At 60.2% G+C, this 19,761-nt stretch carries 16 protein-coding genes; 5 read left to right on the top strand and 11 right to left on the bottom strand.

What is annotated here, in order from left to right:
- Positions 1-3 precede the first annotated feature (3 nt).
- Complete coding sequence (locus J3P75_RS08375) at positions 4-4,830, bottom strand: NEL-type E3 ubiquitin ligase domain-containing protein (protein WP_434709899.1); 4,827 nt, start codon at positions 4,828-4,830, stop codon at positions 4-6.
- Between the two features lie 242 nt (positions 4,831-5,072).
- On the opposite strand from J3P75_RS08375, the gene J3P75_RS08370 reads away from it, so the two are divergent.
- From J3P75_RS08370 to J3P75_RS08355, 4 genes are all read left to right on the top strand, one after another.
- The gene (locus J3P75_RS08370) at positions 5,073-6,845 is read left to right on the top strand and encodes an N-acetylglutaminylglutamine amidotransferase (protein WP_434596438.1); all 1,773 of its coding nucleotides are present in this window, start codon (positions 5,073-5,075) and stop codon (positions 6,843-6,845) included.
- 3 nt (positions 6,846-6,848) lie between these two features.
- Positions 6,849-8,594, top strand: coding sequence for an N-acetylglutaminylglutamine synthetase (gene ngg / locus J3P75_RS08365; protein ID WP_434709898.1), 1,746 nt, complete (start codon positions 6,849-6,851; stop codon positions 8,592-8,594).
- A gap of 138 nt (positions 8,595-8,732) precedes the next feature.
- Complete coding sequence (locus J3P75_RS08360) at positions 8,733-9,923, top strand: osmoprotectant NAGGN system M42 family peptidase (RefSeq protein WP_203418956.1); 1,191 nt, start codon at positions 8,733-8,735, stop codon at positions 9,921-9,923.
- Between the two features lie 171 nt (positions 9,924-10,094).
- Positions 10,095-10,322, top strand: a complete 228-nt coding sequence (locus J3P75_RS08355; protein ID WP_003172962.1) for a YheU family protein — start codon at positions 10,095-10,097, stop codon at positions 10,320-10,322.
- A 3-nt stretch (positions 10,323-10,325) separates the two neighbouring features.
- Here the strand turns inward: J3P75_RS08355 and csrA are convergent, their stop codons facing one another.
- The 3 genes from csrA to J3P75_RS08340 form a co-directional block, all read right to left on the bottom strand.
- Entirely contained in the window at positions 10,326-10,511 is a 186-nt protein-coding gene (csrA, locus tag J3P75_RS08350; RefSeq protein WP_090285114.1) for a carbon storage regulator CsrA, read from the bottom strand.
- Between the two features lie 135 nt (positions 10,512-10,646).
- A complete protein-coding gene (locus J3P75_RS08345; protein WP_008088571.1) occupies positions 10,647-10,979 on the bottom strand; it encodes a YnfA family protein in 333 nt (110 codons plus the stop codon).
- Positions 10,980-11,042: 63 nt separating this feature from the next.
- Positions 11,043-11,858, bottom strand: a complete 816-nt coding sequence (locus J3P75_RS08340; protein WP_434709897.1) for an SDR family oxidoreductase — start codon at positions 11,856-11,858, stop codon at positions 11,043-11,045.
- Positions 11,859-12,157: 299 nt separating this feature from the next.
- Between J3P75_RS08340 and J3P75_RS08335 the strand changes: the two genes are divergently transcribed.
- The gene (locus J3P75_RS08335) at positions 12,158-12,316 is read left to right on the top strand and encodes a DUF3309 family protein (RefSeq protein WP_172833327.1); all 159 of its coding nucleotides are present in this window, start codon (positions 12,158-12,160) and stop codon (positions 12,314-12,316) included.
- 69 nt (positions 12,317-12,385) lie between these two features.
- Here the strand turns inward: J3P75_RS08335 and J3P75_RS08330 are convergent, their stop codons facing one another.
- The 7 genes from J3P75_RS08330 to J3P75_RS08300 all read right to left on the bottom strand — a co-directional run bounded on the left by J3P75_RS08330 (position 12,386) and on the right by J3P75_RS08300 (position 19,759).
- Positions 12,386-14,479, bottom strand: a complete 2,094-nt coding sequence (locus J3P75_RS08330; protein WP_434709896.1) for an LTA synthase family protein — start codon at positions 14,477-14,479, stop codon at positions 12,386-12,388.
- Between the two features lie 308 nt (positions 14,480-14,787).
- Positions 14,788-15,393, bottom strand: coding sequence for an START domain-containing protein (locus J3P75_RS08325; protein ID WP_434709895.1), 606 nt, complete (start codon positions 15,391-15,393; stop codon positions 14,788-14,790).
- 40 nt (positions 15,394-15,433) lie between these two features.
- Positions 15,434-15,688 (bottom strand): YkgJ family cysteine cluster protein, encoded by a 255-nt coding sequence (locus J3P75_RS08320; RefSeq protein WP_434709894.1) that lies wholly within the window; start codon positions 15,686-15,688, stop codon positions 15,434-15,436.
- A 163-nt stretch (positions 15,689-15,851) separates the two neighbouring features.
- Positions 15,852-16,325 carry a translation initiation factor 2 gene (locus J3P75_RS08315; RefSeq protein WP_434709893.1) on the bottom strand — a complete coding sequence of 158 codons (474 nt, stop codon included), beginning with the start codon at positions 16,323-16,325 and terminating at the stop codon, positions 15,852-15,854.
- A gap of 77 nt (positions 16,326-16,402) precedes the next feature.
- The gene (locus J3P75_RS08310) at positions 16,403-17,842 is read right to left on the bottom strand and encodes a PLP-dependent aminotransferase family protein (protein WP_090285127.1); all 1,440 of its coding nucleotides are present in this window, start codon (positions 17,840-17,842) and stop codon (positions 16,403-16,405) included.
- A gap of 751 nt (positions 17,843-18,593) precedes the next feature.
- Positions 18,594-19,406 (bottom strand): OmpA family protein, encoded by an 813-nt coding sequence (locus J3P75_RS08305; protein ID WP_434709892.1) that lies wholly within the window; start codon positions 19,404-19,406, stop codon positions 18,594-18,596.
- On the bottom strand, positions 19,403-19,759 hold the full coding sequence (locus J3P75_RS08300) for a DUF4398 domain-containing protein (protein WP_090285131.1): 357 nt from the start codon (positions 19,757-19,759) through the stop codon (positions 19,403-19,405). The genes J3P75_RS08305 and J3P75_RS08300 overlap by 4 nt, the downstream gene beginning before the upstream one ends.
- Between the last annotated feature and the right edge of the window lie 2 nt (positions 19,760-19,761).

Genomic DNA, 19,761 nt, shown 5'->3' with positions numbered 1-19,761 from the left:
TGCTCAGGCGTCGGGCCTGGCACACAGGCCCAGATCGGCAACGCGCAGCGCGTCGCTGGTCAGGCGTGTCCAAACATCTGCCAGGGCTTTTTCCCGTTCGGCTTTGATGATCTGCGCCTGGCTCAGGTAATCGGCATCGGACAAGCTCGCCGCCTTGTCGTCCAGCGCGGTCATGCGCGGCGTGTACCTGGCCTCGACCGGGGCGAATTGGCGCGGGAATGTGCGTTGCAGATAGTCTTTCCAGAATGTCTGCTCTGACATGAAGTTCAACCACTTCGGCGACAGCTCGGCCGTAGCGATCCGGTTTTTCGCCACCTCCAGATCAGCCGCAGTGACGCCCGCCAGCGAGCCGTAGCGCATATGCCGTGGCTGTCCGGGCAGCTGCAGGGTCTCGGCAAGCCCGCTGCGATAGGCGAGGCTGACCTCCAGCGGATCGAGTTTGGGGTCTTTACCGGCATGCTCCAGGGCAATCTCGTCCAGTTGTGCCAAGCGGAACAGACCACGCCCCAGTTCCAGCAGTGGTTTGGCGCTGGTGATCTTGCCGCCGGCGAGGCTGGTTACGCGATCGATCTCCACCGCGACTTCCAGATGACTGAAATTCATCGCGGCGCTGTCGATGCAGTTGATCGGGCTGGCAGCCAGATCCAGCACTTGATCGCAGAGCAAGGCGTCATTTTCTGCGGCCTTGAGCACCGTCCAGACCCGCCGCCGCAGGTCCTCGTTGACCTTTTCCGAATCGGCGCTATTGCCCAGTTCCGCGAGCAGTCGGAACAGCCCCTCGGCGCGCGTATCGTCCTTGAAAGCGTTCCAGATGCGCTCTCGCCCGGCCGATTCGACGCCCGCCTCCTCGGGCAGCCACAGCGACCGTGCCTGCTGTTCATCGAGCCGGGCAATGTCATTTTCCAGATAGCCCATGCCCACGCCGACATTGTCGCGATAGTTCTGCAGCAGGGTTTTGCTCGGATCGGCCAATGGATTGCGGCCAAGATTGAGTGTCTGGCTGAAACGTCGAGGCGTCTTGAACAGCCACTGCGGCAAACTCTTGATGTGGTTTTCGCTCAGATCGGCCCAGTCCAGGTACGGCAGGCGCGCAAGTCCCTTGGGCATTTCCGTAAGGCCGCTGTCACGCAACAACAACCGGCGCAGAGAAAACATGCGAGTGACGTCCGGCGTGGCGCCCAGCGGATTTTTGCTCAGGTTCAAATGGTGCAGCGTGTCCAGGCCGTTGAGTTTCGCCAGCGTTTGCTCGGTGAGCTGGAGCTTGTTGCCCGCCAGACTCAGGCGCTTCAGCTCGGGCATGTGCGACAGCACTTCGGGGAAACGGCTGATGCTATTGCCATCGAGTTCCAGCGACTCAAGTTGCTTGAACGACTTGAGGAAGTACGCCACATCATCGTCCAGGGCCATATCGCGCATCGATAACTGCTGAATGTGCTCGAAGCTGATCTGCGGCGGCAAGGTCGGCAGCTTGCCGACGCGCATGCCGTCGAGTTTCAACACGCCGACGGTTTTTCCGTCCTCATTGTTCGCCTGATAAAACCGCCGAAAACCGTGTTCGATCAGTTCAGCAAAGGTCTTGCGACTGTGCCGCACTTCTGCCAGATCCGGACCGACCTTGTTCATCGCCTCGATATCTTCACTCCACGAAAACAGTGCTTCGCGCAGGCTGTCCAGATCGCCGCGCAAGGCATTGACCCGTTTCGCCCGGGTCAGCGCATCGTCACCCAGCCCGTCAATGAACTCGCTGGCCTGCGCTTCGTTCAGGCGCGGGTAGAGTTTGCGGACTTTGCGCAGCAATGCCTGTGGGTGCTTCTTCACTGGCGCAGGATCGCTCTGGATACAGACAGGCTCGGCCTCCAGCGCTATCGACTTGCCACTGACCAGCGTGCGCGCCGCGACCTCGCGCTCCGCCAGAGCGGCGTCAAGCAACTGGCTGCGCAACTGGGCCGCGTCGCCCGGCAGCGCAGGGGCAGAAGCGCCGGCCTTGACTTGCAGCGATGGGGTCGCCTTGAGGATGGCGTCATACAGCGCAGTGGGACCGGAAGCGATTTTGCCCAGGGACTTACCGCTACCGTCGAACGCTTCATAGCCGCTGGCAGATTTCACTAATAAGCACTTTTTAGCGGGGCTCGCCGATTCCTCGCCAACGGCTTGCAAGAGCTTTCCGCCCAGTGATTTGTCGCGCAGTTCCAGCCGCCAGCGTGAATCCCAACCGCGCAGGCGTGGCAGCATCTCGATAGCCAGCGTGTCGGTGTCGTTGTTGGCCAGGTGCGGCCAGTGAAACCCGGCGAGCGCACGGTCGAGGCGCACATGAGCGCTGGTGGTCCGCACCTGCTGTCCGAGCTGCAACGCCACGCGGCCGCTGGTGTGCAGGCTCTGGCGCTGCACACTTGGCGCCTGCTCGATCAGCTTTTTTGCACAGCGCGCGGGGATCTCGGCGAAGACGCTGCGCAGCTTCAGTACCTGATCGACCTCGCTCTTGTCGTAGCGTCGGTACATGCGCTCGAAGACTGCGCGATGATCGGCGTTGAGCGCCGCGCCGAGTTTCCTGGCCAGCGCCGAGTGCTGCAGGTTTTTCGCCACTTTGCTGCCGAGCAAGGCCTCCACCTCGCTCTGATACAAACCGTCCACCACGGTTTGCAGCAACTGGCCCCGAGCCAATTGGCCCTCACTGACCACCACGCCCAGGGTTTCATCGAGCACTTTGGTTTCGGGATAGGTCGCCGTGACGCTGTCTTCGGCGTCGACGACTTCAATATAACGGTCGGTCGGCCAGCCTTTCATCGCTGGCAAGGTATGCAACTGCTCTTCGACCGGCTGGCCGGAGTGGATCTCGCCCGCCTGCAACTCACGGGTCAGGGTGCGTAACTGCCGCGCCAGACGCGCGCGCTCGACGCTGTCGCGCAAGCGCTCGGGCAGGCTCAGATTGTCGGTGAACGCCTGATGCAAATCCTCGGGCAAGGTGTCGCTGAGGCGGCGCAGCATGTCCAGATCGGTATCGACGAACTCGCTCAACTGCGGATCGATACGCTTGAGCGCGTAGGCCGAACTGCCCCACTCCTCAGGCTCTTCGGCGGGAAGGCGCCAGCCGCCCTCGACGTGCCGGGTAATCCGCGGAACATACGCTGGCGCCCGCCGGGCGTGTTGCAGGCGCCAGACTTTGCTGGCGGGATCGTAATCACCGGCAAAGATTCGATGATCGATGCGGCTCAGGGTCTTGTCGCCGATCTGATAAAAATCCTTCGAGCCCGCAGCGATGGTAAACCCGGTCGGCAGCGGATGTTCATAGGGAGCCAGATCAGGCTTCCACAAGCGTGGCTGCCCTGCGCCATTAACGATGGCGCTGAATTGCGCAAAGAACTGCGGGTGCGCTTGCAGGAGTTTTTTGCCGAGCGTTGCTACGGCTTTCTGCCCGACGGCAAACCCGCCCATCACGGCAATGTTTTCCACCACGCTGAGCAGATGTGACAGCGCTTGCTGATGATCGCCACGGCGCCAGTCCTCAACGCCTTCATAGACTTCAGCGAGCATCTGCCCGACTGCAACGCCCATCATCAATTGCCCGAGCACCGGTACCACCAGCCCGGCGACCGAGACGACGGTCACGCCCAACTGAATGAAATCCAGCAGGCGTTTTTTCCGTACGTCTTCATCGATGTCGTCGGTCGGCACGGCCAGCTTGCGCGCGTCGAGCTGTAGCTTGCCGACATGGCTCTGCACCATGAATTCGAAGAGCGGCACGGTCATCGGCCACTGTTGGATATGCCCGAGTTCGACGCTGTCGGTGAAGGTTTTGAAGAAGTCGGCCTTGTTGTCTTCATCGAGGCTGTTGGCGAAATACTCACGGTAGTCTTTCTTTTGCATCTGCTGTGTCAGGTATTGCTTGAACGCGGTGAAACTCGGGTATTCATACAACGGTCGTTGCGGTTCGCCGGCCATGTACACCACACACCGTTCACTGGGGTAGAGCTCCACCGATCGGCTGGAAAACACCACCACGCCCCAAACGCAACTGTCGAGAATCTGCACGCCTTGCATGATCATCGCTTGCTTGCCATAGAGTTTGATTGCACTCGATAGCACGCCTTCGGCGTCGATCAGTTTCTGCAAGACCTGCCGGGTGGCCGCAGTGATGTGGCCCTTGAGGACGGCTTGCTGCATGTCCAGTTGCAGCAGCAGTTTTTTCAGCCTGGCGATATCCCGGGTCATGGCGCTGGTGGCGATGACTTTGCCGTCGAGGTCCAGCAGGCCGAAGACTTTCTGGAAATGCTCCTGATAGCGTTTGCCCAGGTCCAGCTCGCGGCACAGTTTGGCGAAAGCGGCCGGCGTCAGATCGCTCACACCCTGCGCCGCACTGGTGATGCGAATCAAACTGCCCTTCGGGAACGTGCCAGCCGTCTCGTCCTCGCTGAAATTCTGCATGGCCGCTTGCAGCAGCGTCGGCTTCGCATTGGGGAAAGTCTGGATGCCGTTTTCATCGGTGGAAGTTGCCGGGCAACCGCAGTCGACGCCGGGCAGGCTGAGAAAGTCTTTCTCGACATCAAACGTAACGGCCGGCCATTTACCGCGCAGGGCCGCGTGCAATTCATCGATGCAAAAGCTATTCAGAGGTCTCAGCGCGAGCAGGTCCTTGTCGACAAGCATTTGCGTGTCGTGCAGGTCACGTACGGTCTGATCGAGTGCCGACAATGCTTCGGGGCTGGCTTTGAGCAGGTGCGCTGGCAAGGTTTTCTGCAGCGTTTGCGCGGTGTCGAGATCGGCGGTGGCCTCAAGCAGCGTACCAAGGATGGCGTCGTCGTGTGGCGAGGTTTTGTTCACTGTGGCGGGCATGGCAATAGTCCTTTATTGCGGGTCGGGCCGATGAACATAGCGAAAGGCGGGGATGGCAGGTGGTATCCACCTATTGCCGCCATAAAACCCGCAAGTTCAGCGGCTAATATCGGACCCGAATGCCCGCTTATAACTTATCGTTCTAAAACTCCACCTACCGCGGCGGGTCAGTTTCTGAGTACCCGCCCTTTTGGCGAGGTCACGCTTGACCCCTCCCCAACGGAAAAACCGGTAAGGATTTTATGTGTGGATTAGCTGGCGAGTTACGTTTTGATCAACAACCTGCAGACCTTGCAGCCATCGAGCGCATCACCCATCACCTGGCCCCGCGCGGCCCTGACGCGTGGGGCTTTCATGCCCAAGGGCCGATTGCCCTGGGCCATCGGCGCCTGAAAATCATGGACCTGTCGGACGGCTCGGCGCAGCCGATGATCGACAGTCAACTGGGCCTGTCGCTGGCCTTCAACGGCGCCATTTACAACTTCCCGGAACTGCGCGCCGAACTCGAAGCGCTGGGTTATGCGTTCTATTCCGGCGGTGACACCGAAGTCCTGCTCAAGGGTTATCACGCCTGGGGTGAGGCACTGCTGCCCAAGCTCAACGGCATGTTTGCCTTCGCCATCTGGGAGCGTGACGCGCAGCGCCTGTTCATCGCCCGTGACCGTCTCGGCGTAAAGCCCTTGTACCTGTCGCGCACCGGCCAGCGCCTGCGTTTCGCATCGGCACTGCCAGCGCTGCTCAAGGGCGGCGATATCAACCCGATTCTCGATCCGGTGGCGCTCAATCACTATCTGAATTTCCATGCCGTAGTGCCGGCGCCGCGCACGCTGCTGGCGGGTATCGAAAAGCTGCCGCCCGCGAGCTGGATGCGCGTCGAAGCCGATGGCACCACCGAACAGAAAATCTGGTGGACCCTGCCCTACGGCCCGAACGAGGACGAGAAAAACCTCAAGCTGGAAGACTGGGTCGACCGCGTACTCGACAGCACCCGCGAAGCGGTGGCGATTCGTCAACGCGCCGCAGTGGACGTCGGTGTGTTGCTGTCCGGCGGTGTCGATTCGAGCATGCTCGTCGGCCTGTTGCGTGAAGTCGGCGTCGAGAACCTGTCGACCTTTTCCATCGGTTTCCAGGATGCCGGCGGCGAGCGCGGCGACGAGTTCCAGTATTCCGATCTGATCGCCAAACACTACGGCACTCAGCACCACCAATTGCGCATCGATGAGAAAGAAATCATCGAACAACTGCCCGCCGCGTTCCGCGCGATGAGCGAGCCGATGGTCAGCCACGACTGCATCGCCTTTTACCTGCTGTCGCGGGAAGTGGCCAAGCATTGCAAAGTGGTGCAGAGCGGTCAGGGTGCCGACGAATTGTTTGCCGGTTATCACTGGTATCCGCAAGTCGACGGCGCGGCTGATCCGTATGCAGCTTATCGCGCGGCGTTTTTTGACCGCAGCTACGAAGACTACGCCGCTACCGTGCAGCCGAAATGGCTGACGGCCAATGACGCCGCCGGTGACTTCGTCAAGGAACACTTCGCCCAGCCCGGCGCTGAGGCGGCGGTGGACAAGGCCCTGCGCCTGGACAGCACGGTGATGCTGGTCGATGACCCGGTCAAGCGGGTCGACAACATGACCATGGCCTGGGGTCTGGAGGCGCGCACGCCGTTTCTCGACTACCGACTGGTCGAACTGTCGGCGCGTGTACCCGGCCAGTTCAAGCTGCCCGATGGCGGCAAACAGGTGCTCAAGGAAGCCGCGCGTCGAGTCATTCCGAGTGAAGTGATCGACCGCAAGAAAGGCTACTTCCCGGTGCCCGGTCTCAAACATTTGCAGGGTGACACGCTCAACTGGGTGCGCGAACTGCTGCTTGATCCGAGCCAGGATCGCGGCCTGTTCAACCCGAGCATGCTCGACAAGCTTTTGACTGACCCTCAAGGCCAACTGACCCCGTTGCGCGGTTCGAAACTGTGGCAACTGGCGGCGCTGAACCTGTGGCTCAGTGAACAAGGAATCTGATTGATGAAACCCCATGCCACGTCCATCAACCAACGCCTGCTGCGTGGTCAGGCGCCGTCGTATGAACGCCTGCAAGCGCGTCTGGCCGAAGACGGCAGCACCCTGCCCTGCGCGCCGATTGCCGTGCACTGCGGCTGGGGCCGCTTGCTGATCGGTCATACCTTTCCCGATCCTGCGTCGCTGGCGCAAGAACTGCTCAACGAACAACCCGGCGAGCGCGACATTGCCCTGTACGTCGCCGCGCCGCAGCAGATTCTGGGCCTGGAGCCGACGCAGCTGTTCCTCGATCCGTCCGACACCTTGCGCCTGTGGTTCAGCGATTACCGCCAGGCCACTCGCGTGTTTCGCGGCTTCCGCATTCGACGTGCGCAGAGCGAGGCGGACTGGCAAGGCATCAACCGCTTGTATCAGGCGCGCGGCATGTTGCCGATCGATCCCGAGTTGCTCACTCCGCATCCTCAGGGCGGCCCGGTGTACTGGCTGGCCGAGGATGAAGACAGCGGCGCGGTGATCGGCAGTGTCATGGGCCTCAATCATCACAACGCGTTCAACGATCCGGAAAACGGCAGCAGCCTGTGGTGCCTGGCCGTGGACCCGCAATGTTCACGTCCGGGTGTGGGCGAGGTGCTGGTGCGGCATCTGATCGAGCACTTCATGAGCCGTGGGCTGAGCTATCTGGACCTGTCGGTGTTGCACGATAACCGTCAGGCGAAAAACCTCTATGCCAAACTCGGTTTCCGCAACCTGCCGACTTTCGCGATCAAGCGCAAGAACGGCATCAACCAGCCGCTGTTTCTTGGCCCGGGGCCAGAAGCGCAGTTCAACCCGTACGCGCGAATCATTGTCGAGGAAGCTCATCGCCGCGGCATCGACGTGCAGGTCGATGACGCCGACGCCGGGCTGTTCACCCTCATTCATGGCGCGCGCCGGGTGCGCTGCCGTGAATCGTTGAGCGACCTGACCAGCGCGATCAGCATGACCCTGTGCCAGGACAAAAGCCTGACCCACAAAGTGCTGAAAGCGGCCGGGCTGAATCTGCCGGCGCAACAACTGGCCGGTAATGCCGACGACAATCTGGCCTTTCTCGACGAACATCAGCGCGTGGTGGTCAAGCCGCTCGACGGCGAACAGGGCCAAGGCGTGGCGGTCGATCTGCAGACCATTGAAGACGTGCAGCAGGCCATCGAAGCCGCGCGGCAATTCGACAGCCGCGTGCTGCTCGAGAGCTTCCATGAAGGTCTCGATCTGCGCATCGTGGTGATCGGTTTCGAAGTGGTTGCAGCGGCGATCCGCAAACCTGCCGAAGTGGTCGGTGACGGTCAGCATTCGATCGGCGAGCTGATCGAGGCGCAGAGCCGGCGTCGGCAAGCTGCTACCGGTGGCGAAAGCAAGATCCCTGTCGACCACGAAACCGAACGCACCTTGCACGCGGCCGGGTACGACTACGACAGCATTCTGCCGGCCGGCGAACATCTGTTCGTGCGCCGCACCGCCAATCTGCACACCGGCGGCACCCTGGAAGACGTCACGGCGATTCTGCATCCGACCCTGGTCGATGCGGCGGTTCGTGCGGCACGGGCGCTGGATATTCCGATGGTCGGCCTCGACCTGATGGTGCCGGCGGCGGATCAGCCGGAGTATGTGTTCATCGAAGCCAACGAACGCGCCGGCCTGGCCAACCACGAGCCGCAACCGACGGCGGAACGCTTTGTCGATCTGCTGTTTCCGCATAGTCAGGCGGCGGTCTGAACCCATCCGATCGTTCCCACGCTCAGCGTGGGAATGCCTCAAGGGACGCTCCGCGTTCCAAGGGGACGCAGAGCGTCCCGGGCTGCATTCCCACGCTGAGCGTGGGAACGATCAGCGCTCACCCCATCAGGAGTTTCCATGACCCTGCAAATCCCCGAACCGGATCTGAACTACCTGCAAAAAGTCCTGCTGGAAATGCTCGCCATTCCCAGCCCTACGGGCTTCACCGACACCATCGTGCGCTACGTCGCCGAGCGTCTGGAAGAACTCGGCATCCCGTTCGAAATGACCCGGCGCGGGACCATTCGCGCCACGCTCAAAGGCAAGAAGAACAGCCCCGACCGCGCAGTCTCCGCGCACCTGGATACCATTGGCGCCGCGGTCCGCGCGGTCAAGGACAACGGCCGCCTGACCCTCGCCCCGGTCGGCTGCTGGTCGAGCCGCTTCGCCGAGGGCAGCCGCGTCAGCCTGTTCACCGACAGCGGCGTGATTCGTGGCAGTGTGTTGCCGCTGATGGCGTCCGGGCATGCGTTCAATACGCAGGTCGATGAAATGCCGATCAGTTGGGATCACGTCGAGCTGCGCCTCGACGCCTACTGCACGACCAAGGCCGATTGTGAATCGCTGGGCATCAACGTCGGCGACGTGGTGGCGTTCGATCCGCTGCCGGAATTCACCGAGAGTGGCCATATCAGCGCCCGCCACCTCGATGACAAGGCCGGCGTCGCGGCGCTGCTTGCCGCACTCAAAGCGATCATCGACAGCGGCGAGGAGTTGATGATCGATTGCCATCCGCTGTTCACCATCACCGAGGAAACCGGCAGTGGCGCGGCGGCGGCGTTGCCGTGGGACGTCAGTGAGTTCGTTGGCATCGACATCGCCCCGGTCGCACCCGGCCAGCATTCCAGCGAGCATGCTGTCAGCGTGGCGATGCAGGATTCCGGCGGTCCGTATGACTATCACCTGTCGCGGCACTTGTTGCGCCTGGCCGGTGAACACGAATTGCCGGTGCGCCGCGACATGTTTCGCTATTACTTCAGCGACGCTCATTCGGCGGTGACTGCCGGGCATGACATTCGCACCGCCCTGCTCGCCTTTGGCTGCGATGCGACCCACGGCTATGAGCGTACGCACATCGACAGTCTGGCGGCGCTGAGCCGGTTGCTCGGTGCTTACATTCTGAGCCCGCCGGTGTTCGCCAGCGACGCGGCGCCGGCCAATGCCTCGCTGGATCGCTTCAGTCATCAGATCGAACACGACACGCAGATGGAGAGCGAAACCCGCGTGCCGCCGGTGGACAGTCTGGTGGGGCAGCGTTCCGACAGTTAGATCATTGTTGTCTGGGATACCGCTATCGCGAGCAGGCTCACTCCTACAGGAGAACGCATTCCAATTGTAGGAGTGAGCCTGCTCGCGATGGCGCCGGTCGAGGCACTACAAAAACTGGCAGGCCACCCCCAATCGCCGTAGCATCGCGCCATTGATTTAGCCGAGGTGCCCATGCTGATTCCCCACGACGCGCTTGAAGTCGACACCCTCACCCGCCTGATCGAGGATTTTGTCACCCGCGACGGTACCGACAACGGCGATGACACGCCGCTGGAAACCCGCGTTCTGCGCGTACGTCAGGCGCTGACCAAAGGTCAGGCCTTGATCGTGTTCGATCCGGAAAGCGAGCAGTGCCAGTTGATGCTCAAGCACGATGTGCCCAAGCATTTGTTCGACTGACGCTCAGCGAACCTTCTGCACACCTTCCTTGCGCTTGATCCGGTCGTAGACTTCGGAGCGGTGCACGTGCACGTTTTGCGGGGCTTCGACGCCAAAGCGCACGCTGGAGCCATTGACCGACAGAACACGCAACGAGATGTCGTCACCGATTGAAATCAACTCACCAACGACACGGCTGAGTACAAGCATGAGATACGTCCTTCAGGGTTAGCGAACCCAGAAGATGCGCGGCTTGCGGCGGCGACACAATGCACAGCAGGCAAATCAGTTTTGCCTTACAGCCTCGCGCGCTTGGGGCCGTCAGACGCTTCCTGCAAAACACCGTCAAGCCGCGGAAAACCGCGGCCCGAACAGGATCACACTGGCGCCGATCACGCATAACGCCACGCCGATCCAGTCAGAGCCCAATGGGCGCACGCGCTCGACCACCATAAGCCAGCCAATCGAAGCGACGATATAGATTCCGCCGTAAGCGGCATATGCGCGCCCGGCGTAGTTGGCCTCGACGCGGGTCAGCAACAGCGCAAACAGCGTCAGACTCAACAGCGCAGGAATCACCCACAAAGCGCTCTTGCCCTGGCGCAGCCACATGAAGAAGGCGAAACAACCGGCGATCTCGAACAGCGCCGCGAGGAAGAACCACAAATAATTGAGCATCGATGCGTCTCGACAGGGTGACCATTGCGGCCACCCTAACGACGCCGTCTGCTGCGGGCAAGTTCAGCCGTTGTTCTGTTTGGCCTTGGCGCGCGTTTTCTCGGCCATGCTGGTCATTTCGTTATAGAGCAACTGCGGGTTCTTCTGCTTGATCGCCCAGGCCATGCGCCCTTGTTCGTGGGGCAGGATCATGAATTCACCGGCGGCCACTTGCTGGTAGATGTAGTCGGCGATATCCGCGGCAGTGATCGGCGAACTTTCCAGCAACTTGCCCACCTGGGCCTTCATCGCCGGAGTCGGCCCGCGGAACGAATCGAGCAGGTTGGTCTGAAAGAACGACGGACAAACCACGTGCACACCGACTTCCTGTTGTGCCAGTTCGATCAACAGACTTTCCGAAAGCGCCACCACACCGGCCTTGGCCACGTTGTAGTTGCTCATCGCTGGCCCCTGCATCAGCGCCGCCATGGAGGCGATGTTGATGATCTTGCCTTTGCTCTGCTCGAGCAGCGGCAGGAACGCCTTGCAGCCCTTGACCACGCCCATCAGGTTGATCGCGATCTGCCAGTCCCAGTCTTCCAGCGATAACTCGCTGAAGAAACCGCCAGACGCCACGCCGGCGTTATTGACGATGATGTCGATGCCGCCGAGTTTCTCTTCACACGCTTGGGCGAACGCTGTGAGCTGGCTGTAATCACGCACATCGCAGCGCTGGATAAAACCGTCACCGCCCGCCTCACGGATCAGCTTCAGGGTTTCCTGAAGGCCCGGTTCGCTGACGTCGGACAGCGCCAGCTGCCAGCCCTCACGCGCCCAGCGCAGCGCGATTTCGCGGCCCAGACCGGAGCCCGCGCCAGTGATCATCATGCGATTTTGCATAGCAGACAGCCTTGTTGTTCCGGGAAAGATGCGCCGAGTGTAGCGAACGTTCGGCCACCACCCACGCTCCATCAAATTGCTGAATGGTGAGTGCAAACCGGGGCGCGTTGGATTCAATGAGGGCGAGTAAGTTCTGAACTAGCCCGGCGAAAAAAAGAAATAACCCTGCAATCCAAATACATTAAAAAAACATGGAATTTTTTCCACTTGGCACAAGTCGGAACTTGTAAGCCGGCTGGAACTACTTGGTATCCAGTCGCCCTAGAACATCAAGACTTCTCGACATTACCAACAAGGAAATCGACATGGGCACAATTCTTATCATCATCCTGATCCTGTTGCTGATCGGTGGTCTGCCGGTCTTCCCGCACTCCAGAAGTTGGGGTTATGGTCCGTCGGGCATCATCGGTGTCGTACTCGTCGTGCTGTTGGTGTTGTTGTTACTCGGCAAGATATGACGATTTAAAGCTGAAAAAAAAGAAGCCCTGTTCAGGGCCTCTTTTTTATTGCGCGTTTTTTAACAGCAATCAGTCCGGCTTGCCGTGAATCACACCGGCGGTGTTATCCAGCAGGCTCTTGGTCGCGGTTTGCAGGAACGCTTCCAGCTTGAGTTTCAGTTCGGCGGTGCGCGGTGCATTCGGCACCACTTCGGCATGCGGATTGGCACCGAGTTGGTATTGCCAGATTTTCGGCCCCATGTCCTTGTCGCGCGGCAACACCAGAATCTGGTCGGCGGTAACAATCGCCGTGGTCTGCTCGCTGCCCGATGGCTTGATCACACCGAAACCGGTGTCGCCCTGCGGCAGGTTGAGCAGGTCGCGGCCCCAGCACTGGTGACGCACTTCGCCACCGAGACGGCCCATGATGGTCGGCACGATGTCGATTTGCGTGCCCACCGTGTGGTCACGCGTACCGAACTTCTGCTGGATGCCCGGGGCGATCATCAGCATTGGCACGTTGAAGCGACCCAGGTCCATTTCGGTGATCTGACGCTCGTTGCCGAAGCCATGGTCGCCGACGATGACGAACAGGGTCTCGTTAAAGTACTTCTCTTTGCGCGCCTTTTCGAAGAACTGGCCCAGCGCCCAGTCGGAGTAGCGCATGGCAGTCAGGTGTTCGTTGAGACTGCCACGGTCAGTCACGCGCTCGACCGGCAATGGCGTCGGCAAGGCGTACGGCGTGTGGTTGGACAGGGTTTGCAGCAGCGCGTAGAACGGCTTGCCGTTTTCCCGCGCTTTCAGCTCCTGCAGACCACGGTCGAACATGTCCTGGTCGGACACGCCCCACGTCGGATCGGAGAACACCGGATTGACGAAGTCGTTGCGGCCGACGAAGTTGGTCATGCCCTGGTTGCTGAAGAAGCCCGACTGATTGTCCCAGGCGAAGTCGCCGTTGTAGACGTAGACGTCGTCGTAGTTACGCGCACTGAGCAACTGCGGCAGACCGGACAACTTGTGGCTGCCTTCCGGGGTCTGCATCAGGTATTCGAAACCCGGCAGGTTGGGGAAGCAGGCCATGGTCGCGAACATGCCCTGGTGGGTATGCGTGCCGTTGGAGAAGAAGCGGTCGAACAGCAGGCCTTCCTTCGACAGCTTGTCCAGGTAAGGTGTGATATTGCCCGGCGCGCCGAGAGCACCGACCGAGTGACCGGCCATGCTTTCCATCAGGATCACCACGACGTTCTTGATCGGCAGGGTCTTGTCGGCCGGCGGCATGTAGTCACGGCGCACCGCAGCAATGTCGGCCTCGACCAGTTTGTCGTACGGCATCACCAGCATGTCGCGCACCACTTGCTGCGCCTGTTCCTGCGGCAGAGTGGCTTTCCAGATGTTGTCGCGGTCTTCGCCCATGCGCGCCTTGGCGGCAGCGATCAGCGACAGCGTGCCGTTGAGGCCGAGCTGGTTGGCGAAGTTGGAATCGGTGGTGTACACGTCGCCCCAACGCATTGGTGGGCCCTGACGCAAGGTGCCACGCGCAGCCACCACGCAGATCAGCAGGCAGACCACAAACACCGCCAGACGGGTATACCACGGCGCAACCTGACGCGAGCTGACACTGCCGCCGCTGAACGGCCCGCGCGGGCGGGTGGCGCGGTCGGCGCCCTTGAAGGCGAGGGTCAGAATGACCGTGCCGATGACCCACGCCAGCAGGTAGCGAACCACCGGGAAACCGTACCAGAGCATGCTCATCACGGTTTTCGGGTCTTCTTTTACGTACTGGAAAACCAGACCGTTGAGGCGCTGGTGGAACTCGCGGTAGAAGTCCATCTCCATCAGGCCGAGGAACAGCGCGATGCTCGAGGCGATGGTCAGCCACAGACGGAAGAAGCCCCGCGCGGCCATGGCCCGGGCACTGAACAGCGCCAGCACCAGCGGAATGCACAGGTACACCACCAGACGCAGGTCGAAACGCAGGCCATTGACGAACGCTTCAAGGAAGGTCGAGACCGGGGTGTCGAGGATCATCTCGCGGTTGTAGACCAGCAGCGCGAGGCGCAGCACGGAAAACATCACCATCATGACCAGCGCACAAAGCAGCGTGTAGGCCAGATGCGATTTGACGGTCGGTTGCAGCAGGCGACTGGAAGATCGCTGCTGATTCAGGGCGTCCGGGTTTGCCATGTCGTTTTAGGACCCATTGGAAAGTTGAAGTTGCAAAGAATAAAGCGGCGCCAAGCCCTCTATTGGTCATTCCAGACCCCGGGGCGTGCGCGGTGCGCAAATGTTGCACGATCACCCGCACCATTGCCATTGATTACTGCCGCGCTGCCAGATGCTTTCATTCAGAGCCCTGACAGCGAGGCAACAGCGCGGGCGAATTGTCGGGAAGACTTTGTGAAAATTTCGTCCAACGCATATCTGGAAACACAATAAAGCCGAAAACGAAACGCCCCGAATCAATCGGGGCGTTTATTTTCAAAGTGCGTGGATTATTTCTCGGCGCGCTGTTTCAAGGCTTTGAGTGTATTGAAGGGTGCATCGACCACGAACTTGTTGGCAACCATGGCCGGCACGCTGCCGCCTGGTTCGGTGTGCACTTGATAGGTCACTTCGACCTGATCGCCTTTGGGTACGAACTTCCAGAACCCCTTGACCTGCTGCACCCGCACAAAACCCTTTTCTTCCGGCAGATAAGTCGGCACGCCTTCAAGATTGCGGGTCAGGCTGCCATCGGCGCCTTCGACGGTGGTGATGCGCAACACCGAATCACGCGGAGTCACCGGCCACGGCGTGTTGAACTGGGTGTAGGTCCAGCTCTGGTCGCCCTCATGTTTGAGCAGTTTCTGGGTCTTGCATTCGTGAATCCAGGCGCAGGCACCGGCGACGTCTTCCTGCAGCGCGCGCAATTTGGCGATGGTGGTCTTCATCAGCGCGACGCCCTGATAGGACTTGTAGTCCGAGCCGGGTATTTCGCTCAGCGAGACCTTGATGCCGTCCTCGTTCTTGGCGACTTTCCATTCTTCCGCCTGGGCAACCGAGGTGGCCAGCACAGCGGCCAAACCACACAACACAGCGATACGATGCAGCGAACCCATAGTTTTTTCCTTATTGTTGAAGTTCCGTTGCCTTGACACATCACGCCGCGGTCATGGCTTCCCACCAACCGATCAGCCTGATCGCTTCTTCGGCGCTGCTGCCACAGACTACAACGTCGGCAGCGAAGCCCGAGCAGACTGGCGGACGCTCCGGGCGGCCGAAAATGTTGCACAGGTTATCGACCGACAGCTGCACGCAACGTTCGCCGGCAGGTTTGCCATCGGGCATGCCGGGAATCGGCGAACTGATGGACGGGGCAATGCAGCAAGCGCCACAGCCTTCACGGCATTTCATGACGAACAATCCTCGCGACGGGCGATGTGTAAAGAGACGGGAAACAGAGTAACCGCTAAAACGGCTGTTTCAAATTGTCTGCGGCGGGTTTTCAGCGATAAGTGAAAGTGACTGACCAGTCTCCGACAAAGCGTCTGTCCTGCGGGTCACAGGCAGGCATCATTCACTGTTTGAATTCGAAGTCCAGCGCCGCGCCTTCGACTTCACGGCGTTCGTCATTGCGCAGCTGCAACTGCATTTCGTTGCTGAGCAGACGCCCGTTGAGCTGGAAGCCGCTGTCTTTTTCGCCAAACATCTGCGGCAGAATCGCCTCGCGCTTGGGCAGTTCCACGGTGCCCTTGGGCTTCAACTCTTCAACCATATCCTTGGGCAGGCTGAGGTCGAGCTTCGCCGACGGCAATCGGGTTTTTGCCACTTCGCTGGCGGGTTTCGATTTCGAGGCTACCGGGCGGCGCTTCTTCACCGTGGCGGCTTTTTTCGACTGGGCTTTTTTGGCGGGTGCCGCGGTTTTCGCGGTTTTCTTGCTCGTACTGGTCGCAGCCGGTTTTTCCCGGGGGGCAGCCGCCAAGACGCTCGGCACCTGACCGATCATCAACGAACCCAGCAAAACCCACGCGGCAGGAACAATCGCTTTCATGGACCCAACGAACTAACGGCAGAGGGCCACATGCTCGCTCGTTGTGCGCAACAAGACAAGCCTGACCTGCCGCTCGTTCAGAATCCGCCAGCGGTTTCCTGACACAGCTGGGTCGCCAACAACCCTAGCGTCATCAACGCCCGTTCCGCCTCGCGGTTCCACGGAATCCCGCAATTGAGGCGGATACAGTGGTTGAACTGCTCGGTGTTACTGAAGATCAACCCCGGCGCAATACTGATGCCCTGCTGCAACGCACGCACATGCAATTCTTGCGTATTGACCCGTCCCGGCAAACTCACCCAAAGGATGAAACCGCCCGTGGGCCGGGTCATTTGCGTGCCTTCGGGGAAATGCTGCTGCACCGCCAACTGGAAGGCGCTGAGGTTTTTCCGGTATTCCTGGCGGATGTACCGTAAATGCCGGTCATAGCCGCCGTTTTCCAGATAAGCGGCAATCGCCATCTGCGTGACACTGCAGGCCGAATGCGTGCTGAAGGTCTGCAAACGCTGGATTTCCTGCTGATACTTCCCAGCGATCATCCAGCCGATCCGCACACCCGGCGACAGGGTCTTGGAGAAGCTCGAACAGTAGATCACCCGATCGAGCCGGTCATAGGCCTTGAGCGCCTTGGTCTTGCCCTGCTCGAACATCAACTCGCCATAGATATCGTCTTCAACGATCTGGATATCGAAATCCGAGGCCAGCCGCAGCAGTTGCTTCTGCCGCTCCTCGGGCATGGTCCCGCCCAGCGGATTGCTCAGGCGCGTGGTCAGCACCAACGCCTTGATCGACCACTGGTTGGCCGCCAGTTGCAGCGCTTCCAGGCTCATACCGGTGGCGGGGTCGCTAGGGATTTCGATGACTTTGAGTCCAAGCAGATCGGCCAGTTGCAACAGACCGTAATACGTCGGAGATTCAGCAGCGATCAGATCCCCCGGCCGGGTCAACACCCGCAACGACATTTGCAGGGCATCGACACAACCGTGGGTGATCACCACCTCAGACGGATCGACCACCACTCCAGCGTCGCGCATGCGAATCGCCACCTGCCGACGCAGCGGTTCAAAACCGGGGCTGAACATGTAGCTGAAAGCGCGCGGGCTATGGAAACGCGTGACCTTGGCCAATTGCTGATGCAACGCGCGCACCGGCAAGTAATCGACACTCGGCACCGCCGCACCCAGCGGAAACACCCCTTCACGACGCGACTCAACCAAAACCTGCTGAATGATACTGCTGCGCGTCACCAGCCCCGGCCGCTCAACCCGCGCAATGTCCGGCGTCGGCGCCGTCAACGCCGGCGTCTGGTGCACGTAATAACCCGACTGCGGCCGCGCCCGGATCAAGCCCTGATCCTCAAGATTGGCGTAAGCCTGCAACACCGTCGCATGACTGACATTGAGCTGCGAACTCATCTTGCGCACCGAAGGCACCCGCTCCCCCGGCTGATAAACGCCACGCCGAATATCCTCGGCCAGCTGCTGAGCAATACGTTGGTAGAGCAAGAGATTGGTCATGACGCAGCACTCGATTTCACGGGCGATTTTATTCTTGTGCGAAACAATACCGGAACAGTTTAGAAGTGTACTGGGACAGTTGTCACTTTAGTCGACGATACAGTGCGGTGTCTGCGGGGACTGTGCTGTTTTTTTGAGAAGGGGTCGAGGAATGTGGCTGAAGCAAAAGCCCCTCATCGGAACGCCGCCCGCCTATCCCTCTCCCGGAGGGAGAGGGGACGGACCGGGGTGGTTGGGCTGGATGCGTAAGTCTGAGATACCGAGTCGAATGCAAATTTCGAATCCAACCAAAATCGGCTACCTCACCCTCGGGAGAGGGCTGGGCGGGCGGCGTTCCGATGAGGGGCGAATACGCCGAAAATCTTAAGCCATGTGACGCTTCTAACCACTCAACAATGAGCGTTAGCTCGAGTGCTTTTGATTTTGATCTTGCCTAACCAGCGACATCGGAAGGCTGAGTGGAGGGATTGATCCGGGCGTGGGAGCGCAGCGACCGTCTGGCGCAGCCAGACACAGCGGAAGTAGGTGCAGCGAAGCAAACCGTAGCCGCTGCGCCCGGATCGATCCCGGAGCGAAGGAACCCGAGCCTGCGAGGGCCGAACGCAGGAGCAAGCCTTTTCGGTTACCTTTTCGGCGTCTGGAAAAGGTGACTCGCCGTAAGGGCGAAACCGCCATCAGCACCACCCGCAGCAACGGATATACACGCCAAACCAACCAGAGCCTGGTCGGCCCAGAGGCCGCCAAGGCCAACCTAACGAGCCGCCCCGAGCTGCCCCTTTTCATCAGAAAAAACAATCTCAACCCGACGATTCTGCGCACGCCCACGCTCGGAAGCATTGGCATCCACAGGATACTCATCCCCATACCCCTCAACCTGAATCCGCTTGTCATCAATGCCCAGGTCAATCAGCACATCCGCCACCGACTGCGCCCGGTCGCGAGACAACTTGAGATTCTCCTGCTTGCCGCCGGTACTGTCGGTATAACCCTCGATCCGCACCACACGCTTGGGATTCAACTGCAGAAACTGCACAATCTTCAGCACCACCCGATTGGCCGAATTTTTCAGTTCCGCCTCACCGGTATCGAACAGCACATCGCCCAGCGTCATCACCAGACCCCGATCAGTCTGCGTAGTCGCCAACGCAACGATCTGCTCCTCAAGCCACTTGCCCTGCTGCTGCACACTCAACAACTTCGATTCGCGCAAGGCCAGTTGCAGACGTTGGCGCTCCAGCTCCAGCTTGGCTGCGCGCTCTTCGTTGAGCACCTGATTGGTATGCTCAAGAGCAATTTCGCTGTAACGCTGGCTCAGATAAGCGTAATGCACAACGTCCGAACCGCTGCCCCAATAGGTCGACAGGCGATCGGCGCGGGCCAAGGACTCACCGGCACGAATCACATCTTTCGGCGCGATACGCAACACGTTCGAATCTTCCTTGACCTTCTGAAAGTCGCTGCCAGCCTGCTGCAACGCCGCTTCACTGTGCTGTCCGGCGCAGCCAGAAAGGCTCGCGCAACCGACGAGTATCAGGCCGCCGAGGATTTTCACTGACAGGTTCATTGGGCATTCCCCAGTTGCTTGCGCAGTCGGGTGATGCGGGTGTTCAGTACATTCAATTGCTCTTCACTTTTCTGGGTCAGCACCTTGGCTTCGGCCAGCCGGGCGTCCAGTTCAGCCTGCTCGGCGCGCATCCGCGCGTTGCGGTAAGACTGGTCAGCCATGTTGCCTCTGGCGCGGGTGTACTTGGTTTCTGCCAGTTTCATTTCCGGCACTTCGTCGGCCGTGGCGCCAACGGCCTTGGCCTGAGTAATGGCCTGCTCGGTCAGACGCATTTGTTCGATGGGTGCCGGATCGGTCGCGCAACCGGCCAGAGCCAGAACGGCCACGGCCGCGAAAAGAGGTCGAATACTCACTA

This window comes from Pseudomonas sp. R1-1 (genome assembly GCF_051132135.1).
Classification (GTDB): Bacteria; Pseudomonadota; Gammaproteobacteria; order Pseudomonadales; family Pseudomonadaceae; genus Aquipseudomonas.
Note: the sequence above shows the minus strand (reverse complement) of the source record. Positions and strands in the feature narration are given on the sequence as shown.

What these genes read in the sequence shown, in the direction of transcription:
- J3P75_RS08320 (WP_434709894.1), bottom strand. Translation starts at nt 15,688, where the DNA reads ATGAAATGCCGTGAAGGCTGTGGCGCTTGCTGCATTGCCCCGTCCATC.
- J3P75_RS08345 (WP_008088571.1), bottom strand. Translation starts at nt 10,979, where the DNA reads ATGCTCAATTATTTGTGGTTCTTCCTCGCGGCGCTGTTCGAGATCGCC.
- J3P75_RS08360 (WP_203418956.1), top strand. Translation starts at nt 8,733, where the DNA reads ATGACCCTGCAAATCCCCGAACCGGATCTGAACTACCTGCAAAAAGTC.
- J3P75_RS08305 (WP_434709892.1), bottom strand. Translation starts at nt 19,406, where the DNA reads ATGAACCTGTCAGTGAAAATCCTCGGCGGCCTGATACTCGTCGGTTGC.
- J3P75_RS08375 (WP_434709899.1), bottom strand. Translation starts at nt 4,830, where the DNA reads ATGCCCGCCACAGTGAACAAAACCTCGCCACACGACGACGCCATCCTT.
- csrA (WP_090285114.1), bottom strand. Translation starts at nt 10,511, where the DNA reads ATGCTTGTACTCAGCCGTGTCGTTGGTGAGTTGATTTCAATCGGTGAC.
- J3P75_RS08315 (WP_434709893.1), bottom strand. Translation starts at nt 16,325, where the DNA reads ATGAAAGCGATTGTTCCTGCCGCGTGGGTTTTGCTGGGTTCGTTGATG.
- J3P75_RS08355 (WP_003172962.1), top strand. Translation starts at nt 10,095, where the DNA reads ATGCTGATTCCCCACGACGCGCTTGAAGTCGACACCCTCACCCGCCTG.
- J3P75_RS08330 (WP_434709896.1), bottom strand. Translation starts at nt 14,479, where the DNA reads ATGGCAAACCCGGACGCCCTGAATCAGCAGCGATCTTCCAGTCGCCTG.
- J3P75_RS08310 (WP_090285127.1), bottom strand. Translation starts at nt 17,842, where the DNA reads ATGACCAATCTCTTGCTCTACCAACGTATTGCTCAGCAGCTGGCCGAG.
- ngg (WP_434709898.1), top strand. Translation starts at nt 6,849, where the DNA reads ATGAAACCCCATGCCACGTCCATCAACCAACGCCTGCTGCGTGGTCAG.
- J3P75_RS08340 (WP_434709897.1), bottom strand. Translation starts at nt 11,858, where the DNA reads ATGCAAAATCGCATGATGATCACTGGCGCGGGCTCCGGTCTGGGCCGC.
- J3P75_RS08325 (WP_434709895.1), bottom strand. Translation starts at nt 15,393, where the DNA reads ATGGGTTCGCTGCATCGTATCGCTGTGTTGTGTGGTTTGGCCGCTGTG.
- J3P75_RS08370 (WP_434596438.1), top strand. Translation starts at nt 5,073, where the DNA reads ATGTGTGGATTAGCTGGCGAGTTACGTTTTGATCAACAACCTGCAGAC.